Genomic DNA, 9070 nt, shown 5'->3' on the forward strand with positions numbered 1-9070 from the left:
GTGCCGTAACAGCACAAACCTTGTTGGCTCAATTCTAGACATTTTATGACCTAAATGACAGCATCCTGATACCAATTTCCATTCTGGTAACTGCCTAATAGACCAAGGACGAGGGTCATGAATCGAATTTTCCGCAACGTTTCTCGTATTACGTTGCCGTTACTTTTCTCTTTCAATGTTGTAGCAAATACGGACTCCCAACCACTTACCGTTAAAGATGATGCACCTAAAACTTACGTTGTGGTGAAAGGTGATACGCTTTGGGATATTTCAGCGATGTATCTTGATAGCCCTTGGTTGTGGCCTCGTTTGTGGCAAGTGAACCCAGAAATCGATAACCCGCACCTGATTTATCCGGGAGACAAGTTATCGCTGGTGTGGATTAACGGCCAGCCAGTCTTGAGCTTAAAGCCCGTCAAAAAACTCAGCCCTAAAGCTCGCATCACTGAAAAGAAAGCGGTACCTACCGTAGCTGAAGGTTTGGTGATGCCGTACTTAAAATCCGATCGCTTAGTGGATGATGAGACTTTAGAAAACGCGGCGAAGGTGATGGGCAGCAGTAAAGGCAGTAAATACCTGACTGCAGAAGACACGCTGTATATCAGTGGCAAGCAAGCATGGACAGATTGGGCAATCTATCGACCTGTGGAAACCTTCTCTCGAGATGACGTATCACAACAAATCACGGCATTGCGTTTGATTGCCAAAGGTGAGTTGATCGAGGCGTCAGACGAATTTTCAGGACTGAAAATCACCACTCAACTGCAAGAGATTATCCGTAATGATATTGCTTTGCCGGTTCAAGCATTAGAAAACGGTGATTTCACGGCCACCTTCTATCCATTACCTTCACCGCAAGGCAGTTCTGCTAAGTTATTGGGGAATATTGAAGGCATTCGCTTTAGCTCGACCAACCAAGTGGTTGTGATCGATAAAGGCACATCGGACGAACTTCGCCAAGGCAGTGTGTTCGATCTTAAAGAAGATGCGCATCCTGTTTATAAAGATGGTGATGACTTTGCCAAGGACAACGGTTTTCTCGACTCCAAGATCACTTTGCCACAGAGTAAAGTTGGTGAATTACTCGTGATTCGCCCTTATGAATATTTCAGCCTTGCTCTGATCACCAATAGCACCAAACCAATCAATAAAGAGGTATCTGTGGTTTCTCCTCTGGTAGAGGAACCGACCACCAATGAAACCACACAATGATACGGATCTCGCCGCCTGGTTAAAGCTGAGTTGCTTGCCAGGTATTGGCGGGGTCAAGCTGAGTAAGCTACTGAGCAAAGACACGCCGAGTAATATTGTCCAATATTCCACGGAGCAGCTTCAGCTTTTAGGTTTAACGGCGAAACAACTGCAAGCGTGGTCGAAGGTCGATAAAGAAGTCGATGCTTGTCTGACTTGGGCTGCTGCATCTTCTCATCATCATATTCTTACTTTGGCGGATGTTTTGTACCCGCCACTTCTCAAACAAACCGTCGCACCGCCTCCTTTATTATTCATAAAGGGAGATGCGAGCTGCTTGTCTCAGCCACAAATAGCCATGGTTGGCAGTCGTAATGCCAGCGTGGATGGACTACAACATGCAAGAGGCTTTGCGTCAGACTTGGTACAGCACGATCTGATCGTCACCAGTGGTTTAGCATTAGGTATTGATGGTCATGCTCATGATGGCGCGCTGTTAGCTGGAGGTAAAACCATTGCAGTGCTTGGTTCTGGGTTGGAACAAGTGTACCCAGCAAGACACCGAGGTTTGGCGCAGCGAGTGATGGAAAATGGTGCGCTTGTCTCTGAGTTTCGTCCTGATGCTAAACCTCGCGCAGAAAACTTCCCTCGTCGTAATCGAATTATTAGTGGTTTGTCGCTGGGTGTTTTGGTGGTGGAAGCTGCTGAAAAAAGTGGTTCCTTAATCACTGCTCGCTATGCCCTTGAGCAAGGTCGAGAAGTTTTCGCTCTGCCAGCTTCGATTAATGCTCCTAACGCCAGTGGTGGTAATCAATTGATTCGTAACGGGGCATGCCTCGTACAAAATACTCAAGAGGTGCTGAATGAAATACAGTCTTTACTCGACTGGTCTATTAATCAGAGCTTAGATTTATTTTCTGCGCCAATTGATGAAGAAGAATTGCCATTTCCTCAGCTGTTAGCTAACGTAGGAAATGAGGCTACACCAGTTGATATTCTTGCAAGCAGGACCAATATACCTGTCCAAGAAGTCATGATGCAGCTCTTAGAGCTTGAGCTTTCAGGGCATGTTGTTGCAGTATCCGGTGGCTATATTCGAAAGGGGAGGGGCTAGCTATGATGATGGATATACTTATGTATCTATTCGAAACCTACATCCATAGCGATGCAGAGTTACAAGTCGAACAAGACGAATTGGAAGATGAATTGCTTCGTGCAGGCTTCCAGCAAAAAGACATCTACAAAGCCCTTGTCTGGTTAGAAGAGCTGGCGGCATTGCAACAAAGCGATGAACATTCAGCCATTTCAACCTGCATTGCATCGGCATCGACACGTATCTATACCGCTTCAGAGATGCAGCGACTGGACCTCGAATGTCGTGGGTTCTTGTTGTTCCTAGAGCAAATCAACGTTCTGACCACAGAAACGCGTGAGATGGTTATCGACCGTGTAATGGGGCTTGAAACCAATGAATTTGAGCTTGAAGACCTTAAATGGATCATCCTTATGGTGCTGTTTAATGTTCCGGGCAACGAAAACGCCTACACGCTGATGGAAGAGCTGCTGTACACCAAGGAACAAGGTATTCTTCATTAATATCTTCGCTTGAGCGGTGAGTATGAGTAGTAAAATCGATCACAACCTTTTTTCGGCACACGAGCATGCGCTTGAGCGCGAACCTTGCCCTAAATGCGGTGGGGAAGTTTCGCTTAAGCACGGTAAACACGGTCCTTTTTTAGGTTGTAGCCAATACCCAAGTTGCGATTACATTAAGCCGTTACACAGCAATGACGGTCACATCGTGAAAGAGTTGGGTGTGCCTTGCCCTGAGTGTGGCAATGAATTGGTACTCCGCCAAGGGCGCTACGGTATGTTCGTTGGTTGTAGCCATTACCCAGCATGCCATCATATTGAGTCGATTAACCAACCTGAGCCAGAGCAGCAAGCGAAAGAGCAACACGCTTGCCCTGAATGTGGCAAAGGACATTTGGTTGAGCGTAAAACCCGATTTGGTAAAACATTCTACGCGTGTGATAACTATCCGAAGTGCAAGTTTGCGGTGAACTTGCCGCCTGTAAGAGGCCGCTGCGAGGAATGTGGATTTACCTTACTGGTCGAAAAGAAACTGGCCAGCGGAGTTAAACTGCAATGCGCGAGCCGTAAGTGCCAGCATACTCAATCACAATAACCTTCAGTACGAATTAAAAAGAGTCGCATCATGCGACCCTTTTGTTATTTATCCCGCTGCTTTTCTAGGCTTGCCATTGCTTGGCAAATTCATGTACGGCAGGGAAAGCCTGTTCATCCAAAACATCTGCTAATGCACAAAGCTTGCGATTAAGTTCGCCAGTGTAGTCACCACATACGTTGATGTGACCCATCTTGCGACCCGTACGTTTTTCTTTGCCGTACCAATGAATGTGGCAACCATCCATCGCTAGCAATGCTTCTGGTAGTGTGTCTTCACCAAGAATATTAATCATTGAGGTTTCACGAACCAGCTTAGTGCTACCCAAAGGCATGCCACACACGGCGCGTAGGTGGTTCTCAAACTGACAAGTTTCTGCACCCTGTTGGGTCCAGTGACCAGAGTTGTGTACGCGTGGTGCGATTTCGTTAACCAGCAAAGTGCCGTCAACGTCAAAGAACTCCAGCGCTAGCACACCAACGTAATTCAAGTTGTTGGCAACGGCCGTGAACATCTGTTTTGCTTGCTCTTGCAACTCTGGTGCATCAATCGCAGTAGAAAGGCTCAATACACCATTGGTGTGGACGTTCTCTGCCAGAGGGTACACTTCAACACTGCCATCTTTACCGCGAGCACCAACCAGTGAAACTTCGCGATTAAAAGGGACAAATTCCTCAGCAACAATCGCTTGAGTTGGTGTTGCCGCGATGCACTCTGCCATCTCTGTCCAAATATCTTCGACTTGAGAAGTCTCTTTTAAGCGCCACTGGCCTTTACCATCGTAACCACCCAATGCACTTTTCAGAACCATTGGCATACCAACGTGTTCAATTGCGCGGTCAAAGTCTTCACGAGTTTCGATTACGTAGTATTTCGCGTTACGCACGCCAGCATCATCAAGTAATGCCTTCTCAATACGGCGATCACCGCCTGCTTTGATGGCTTGCGTACTTGGTAAGAACTTACCGGTCGCTTCGCAAACATCGAGCACATCATGTGGGATATGCTCGAACTCAGCAGTAATGACGTCGACTTGTTCAATTGCATTCTCTAAGCCGTTGCCTAGAACATGCTGAGTCAGTGGATGAACGATGTTACCGCTGCCCACATCGTAAGCTGAGATTTGAATATTCAGTGGGGCACCAGCCAGAGACATCATACGAGCTAGTTGACCCGCACCAAGAACCAGTACATGCATCTGATTAATCCTCAGCAGGGTTTGGGTTCGCCAATACGGTTTCCGTTTGTTCGTTACGGAACGCTTCGACTTTTGCCATGATCGCTTCATCATGTGTACCAAGGATTTGAGCTGCTAGGATGCCAGCATTTGCTGCGCCTGCTTCGCCAATCGCCAATGTACCAACCGCAATACCCTTTGGCATTTGTACGATAGAAAGTAGTGAATCCATGCCTTTCAGTGCACGAGACTGAACTGGAACGCCAAGTACAGGTACGCTGGTAAACGCTGCTGCCATGCCTGGTAGGTGAGCGGCACCGCCAGCACCCGCAATGATGACTTTAATGCCACGTTCTTTCGCGCTGCTTGCGTAATCAGCCAACAATTGAGGAGTACGGTGAGCTGACACCACCTTTGTTTCGTAAGACACGCCAAATTGATCCAGCATGTCTGCTGCTAGTTTCATGGTTGGCCAATCTGATTTAGAACCCATGATGATACCGACTTTCATCTCAAACTCCTTCAAGCTGCAAAATTAGGTGAGCTGATAAATTTGTGCGCATTATACGGGGATTTTTACCTCAAGCAAACGTTTGCGTGTGTTTGTAAATGGTATTGATACATTTTATAAACAAATTGATTTAGTCTCTGAGAATGAATATTTGTACACTTAGTGCAAACACAACAGATAAGACTATCAGGAAGTAATTGGTGGATAACTTTGAACAGGTGCTTGAAGCACTACAAAAAGGCGAAGTGATTGCCTATCCAACAGAAGGCGTATTTGGTGTCGGCTGTGATCCAGATAACCCAGAAGCGATTCAAAAGTTGCTAGAGCTAAAGCAGCGCCCAGTAGAGAAGGGGCTCATTCTTATTGCTGCGAGCTATGAGCAGCTTTTGCCTTATGTTGATGAATCTCAGTTGACTCAAGATCAGTTAGATAAAGTCCACGCAACTTGGCCAGGGCCATACACTTGGATCATGCCTGCGAGTGACAAAGTCTCTCACTGGGTATCGGGTCAATTTGATTCGATTGCAGTACGTGTGACTGATCATCCTTTAGTACAAAAGATGTGTAATGCATTCGGAAAGCCGCTAACCTCTACCAGCGCGAATCTTACAGGTCTGCCTCCTTGTATGACGACGAAAGAAGTCGAAGAACAGTTAGGTGACCGACTTGTGGCGATCTTACGTGGTGAAACCAGCGGTCGTGACAAGCCTAGTGAAATCCGTGATGCTAAAACCTCGCAAATATTAAGACAGGGCTAACCCTGCTAGTCAGCAATCAATAGGTACTACACGTATGTCAGCAATCGATAAGCACGCCGTAAAGCAGTTCTTGATGTCACTTCAGGATTCCATTTGTCAGCAACTAGAACAAGAAGATGGAAAGGCCGTCTTTGTCGAAGATGCTTGGCAACGTGAAAAAGGAGAGCGTCTTGGTGGCGGTGGCCGTACTCGCGTATTGCGTGATGGTCATATCTTCGAACAAGGAGGAGTGAACTTTTCTCATGTAGAAGGCAATGAAATGCCAGCATCAGCGACAGCACATCGTCCAGAGTTAGCGGGGCGTCGTTTTGAAGCGATGGGGGTTTCTTTGGTTATCCACCCTAAAAACCCTTATGTACCGACTTCACACGCCAATGTCCGCTTCTTTATTGCAGAGAAAGACGGTGAAGACCCAATTTGGTGGTTTGGTGGTGGTTTTGACCTCACGCCTTTCTACCCATTTGAAGAAGATTGCCAATCATGGCACGACACAGCAAAACAGCTTTGTGCGCCATTTGGTGACGAAGTTTACCCAGAGCACAAAGCGTGGTGTGACAAATACTTCTTCCTTCCACACCGAAATGAAACTCGTGGTGTTGGTGGCCTGTTCTTTGATGACTTAAACCAGTGGGAATTCGACAAGTGTTTTGACTACATCAAAGCGGTTGGTGAGGGATACTGCCAAGCGTACCTACCGATTGTTTCTCGTCGTAAAGACATCGAGTTCGGTGAGCGAGAGCGTGAATTCCAGCTTTATCGTCGTGGTCGCTACGTTGAGTTCAACCTAGTGTACGATCGCGGCACGCTATTTGGTCTGCAGAGTGGCGGTCGTACAGAGTCAATTCTTATGTCGATGCCACCACTTGCACGTTGGGAATACAGCTACGAGCCACAGACTGGCTCTCCAGAAGCTGAACTTTACGAGCGATACCTAACGCCACGAGAGTGGTAAGCGTTGAATCTCCTTTTCTATATAGATAGATAGTGATAGGGTCATCTGTAATCAGGTGGCCCTGTTTTTTTCTATATAAGTAAGGAATAAAGGTAAGGAAATGACTCAGCAAATTGATCGCTATGCCGTGTTTGGTAACCCTATCGGACACAGTAAGTCGCCATTCATTCACACCTTGTTTGCCCGTCAAACCAATCAGTCTTTGGTGTACACCGCAGAAAGTGCACCTGTTGATGGCTTTATTGACGCAGCTACGGTGTTTTTTGCTGAAGGTGGCAAGGGATGCAACATTACCATGCCATTTAAAGAAGACGCTTATCAATTTGCTAGCCGTTTGACTGAGCGTGCTCAGTTGGCGGGCGCAGTGAACACCCTCAAGAAGTTAGATGATGGTGAAATCATTGGTGACAACACCGATGGTGCAGGTCTCGTGCAAGATCTGCTTCAGCACCAAGTTGTATTGGAAGGTGCGCGAATCCTAATTATTGGTGCTGGTGGTGCCGCTCGTGGTGTTATTAAGCCACTACTCGATCAAAAGCCGACTTCCGTAACTATTACCAATCGTACCTTTAGTAAAGCGCAGGAGCTTGCTGAGCTGTTTGTCTCTCATGGCCCTATCGTCGCCAAAGAGATGGAAAGTATTAATGAAGAGTATGATGTCATCATTAACTCTACTTCTGCTTCTCTTAGTGGTGAACTGCCTGCTATCTCTTCCTCTATCTTTGCCGCTAACAGTACAAGCTATGACATGATTTATGGCAAAGGGGTGACGAGCTTTAACTTATGGGCAAGAGAAAATGGTGCCGCTCATGCGTATGACGGTCTTGGAATGCTGGTTGGGCAGGCTGCAGAAAGCTTCATGCTCTGGCGCGGCTTACGTCCCGGTGCTAAACAAATTCTCAGAGAACTAAGAAAGAACCTTGAAGGTCAATAATCAATGAATCAATCTATCCTATTCCCTGACATGCAGTCTTGGGATGAAGCATCACAATCGGTAAATTTTGCTGCGCAGCAATCTGGTGCGTTGATTGAGTGCTATGTAACAAAACAAAAGTTAGAAAAGCTCGGTGGTTCACTGATTGAAACTGAGCAAGCGGCAATTAAAGTGTTTACTGATTACCGATTCGACCTAGAAGAAATCGCCGAAGAGCTAATAGAAGATGAAGCCTTCGATGAAGAAGGCCATATCATTATCGATTAGCCGACTATACTTGACTACTCATTGATGTCTTCTACTTCGTTAATGTAGTCGTCTTTGTTCTGCACATAGTTGTTGGCAGACTTTTGCAAGAAAGCTCGTTCTTTATCTGATAGAGGGCGAGCTTGCTTAACAGGGCTTCCAACATATAAGTAGCCACTTTCTAATATCTTCCCTGGTGGCACCAAACTTCCTGCGCCAATCATCACATCTGATTCCACTACCACGTTGTCTAAGACAATAGCGCCCATACCTACTAGGACGCGATCGTGGATCTCGCAGCCATGCAGCATCACTTTGTGACCTATGGTGACATCATTACCAATGATGAGTGGGTAGCCTTTGGGGTTTTCTGCGTTTTTATGAGTTACATGAAGTACGCTGCCATCTTGAATGTTGGTTCGCTCTCCAATATGGATATGGTTTACATCACCCCGAGCTGCGACCAATGGCCAGATACTAGAATCATCGCCAATTCGGATATCACCGACTAAAACAGAGGTTGAGTCGACATATACACGTTCGCCCAACTGAGGACGTATACCTTTATAACTTCTCATTGAACTCATCTTTACTCCTTATAAAGCGTTAATAACGGTGATATCTGGTGAGAAGAGTAGCAAAAACTCGCCTTTTAGAATAAAAAACATTCAAACGATAAAAAAATCAAAAAAAACGAGAAAAAGGGCTTGCCAATGTGATCGCAATCTCTATAATGCCACCTCGCTGACACGGCAACGCTTCGAAGCTTAGGTTTCGAAAGTAAGAAGCCAAGTTAGCAAGCCAATTAGCCAAGCGGAAACGCTTGAAAAAAGTTTGAAAAAAGTGATTGACACTAAACTTTAACTCGCTAAAATGGCCGTCCGATTTGAGCAAAGCTCAATAGGAAAGCTCTTTAACAATATAGACCTATCAATCTGTGTGGGCGCTCGTTGATGATAATCCAATTAGATACTTCGGTATCAAATTAGGTTTCAATGATACGAAGTGACCATTGAATCGAAAGATTCAGCACAGTCAATTCAAACATTACTTATGTAATGTTCAGTATTCATTGAGCCGAACAAAATCTTAAATTGAAGAGTTTGATCATGG

11 protein-coding genes are annotated in these 9070 nt (G+C 45.9%); 8 read left to right on the forward strand and 3 right to left on the reverse strand.

The annotated features are described in order from the left end of the window. Positions 1–117: 117 nt before the first annotated feature. The 4 genes from KIT90_RS13030 to KIT90_RS13045 are packed head-to-tail and all read left to right on the forward strand — an operon-like array spanning position 118 to position 3379. Positions 118–1212, forward strand: a complete 1095-nt coding sequence (locus tag KIT90_RS13030) for a LysM peptidoglycan-binding domain-containing protein (protein ID WP_009708009.1) — start codon at positions 118–120, stop codon at positions 1210–1212. Beyond that, the gene (gene dprA / locus KIT90_RS13035; RefSeq protein ID WP_285377014.1) at positions 1196–2305 is read left to right on the forward strand and encodes a DNA-processing protein DprA; all 1110 of its coding nucleotides are present in this window, start codon (positions 1196–1198) and stop codon (positions 2303–2305) included. The genes KIT90_RS13030 and dprA overlap by 17 nt, the downstream gene beginning before the upstream one ends. Before the next feature lie 2 nt (positions 2306–2307). After that, the gene (locus KIT90_RS13040) at positions 2308–2787 is read left to right on the forward strand and encodes a DUF494 family protein (protein ID WP_005429833.1); all 480 of its coding nucleotides are present in this window, start codon (positions 2308–2310) and stop codon (positions 2785–2787) included. A gap of 22 nt (positions 2788–2809) precedes the next feature. After that, a complete protein-coding gene (locus tag KIT90_RS13045; RefSeq protein WP_009708006.1) occupies positions 2810–3379 on the forward strand; it encodes a type I DNA topoisomerase in 570 nt (189 codons plus the stop codon). 64 nt (positions 3380–3443) lie between these two features. On the opposite strand, the gene KIT90_RS13050 is transcribed toward KIT90_RS13045, so the two are convergent. Together KIT90_RS13050 and purE are read right to left on the reverse strand one after the other, a co-directional pair. Beyond that, the gene (locus KIT90_RS13050) at positions 3444–4577 is read right to left on the reverse strand and encodes a 5-(carboxyamino)imidazole ribonucleotide synthase (protein ID WP_285377016.1); all 1134 of its coding nucleotides are present in this window, start codon (positions 4575–4577) and stop codon (positions 3444–3446) included. Between the two features lie 4 nt (positions 4578–4581). Continuing rightward, positions 4582–5067 (reverse strand): 5-(carboxyamino)imidazole ribonucleotide mutase, encoded by a 486-nt coding sequence (gene purE, locus KIT90_RS13055; RefSeq protein WP_005440742.1) that lies wholly within the window; start codon positions 5065–5067, stop codon positions 4582–4584. Between the two features lie 200 nt (positions 5068–5267). Here purE and KIT90_RS13060 point away from each other — a divergent pair, with 200 nt between their 5' ends. From KIT90_RS13060 to KIT90_RS13075, 4 genes are all read left to right on the forward strand, one after another. Further along, positions 5268–5825, forward strand: coding sequence for an L-threonylcarbamoyladenylate synthase (locus tag KIT90_RS13060; RefSeq protein WP_038896199.1), 558 nt, complete (start codon positions 5268–5270; stop codon positions 5823–5825). A 34-nt stretch (positions 5826–5859) separates the two neighbouring features. After that, a complete protein-coding gene (gene hemF, locus KIT90_RS13065; RefSeq protein ID WP_010645751.1) occupies positions 5860–6777 on the forward strand; it encodes an oxygen-dependent coproporphyrinogen oxidase in 918 nt (305 codons plus the stop codon). A gap of 100 nt (positions 6778–6877) precedes the next feature. Next, the gene (gene aroE / locus KIT90_RS13070; RefSeq protein ID WP_285377019.1) at positions 6878–7711 is read left to right on the forward strand and encodes a shikimate dehydrogenase; all 834 of its coding nucleotides are present in this window, start codon (positions 6878–6880) and stop codon (positions 7709–7711) included. 3 nt (positions 7712–7714) lie between these two features. After that, entirely contained in the window at positions 7715–7978 is a 264-nt protein-coding gene (locus KIT90_RS13075) for a DUF1488 domain-containing protein (RefSeq protein ID WP_285377020.1), read from the forward strand. A gap of 14 nt (positions 7979–7992) precedes the next feature. Here KIT90_RS13075 and KIT90_RS13080 read toward each other — a convergent pair whose 3' ends face one another. Beyond that, entirely contained in the window at positions 7993–8544 is a 552-nt protein-coding gene (locus KIT90_RS13080) for a gamma carbonic anhydrase family protein (protein ID WP_045416833.1), read from the reverse strand. Between the last annotated feature and the right edge of the window lie 526 nt (positions 8545–9070).

This window comes from Vibrio sp. B172a (assembly GCF_030248355.1).
GTDB classification, from domain to species: domain Bacteria; phylum Pseudomonadota; class Gammaproteobacteria; order Enterobacterales; family Vibrionaceae; genus Vibrio; species Vibrio owensii.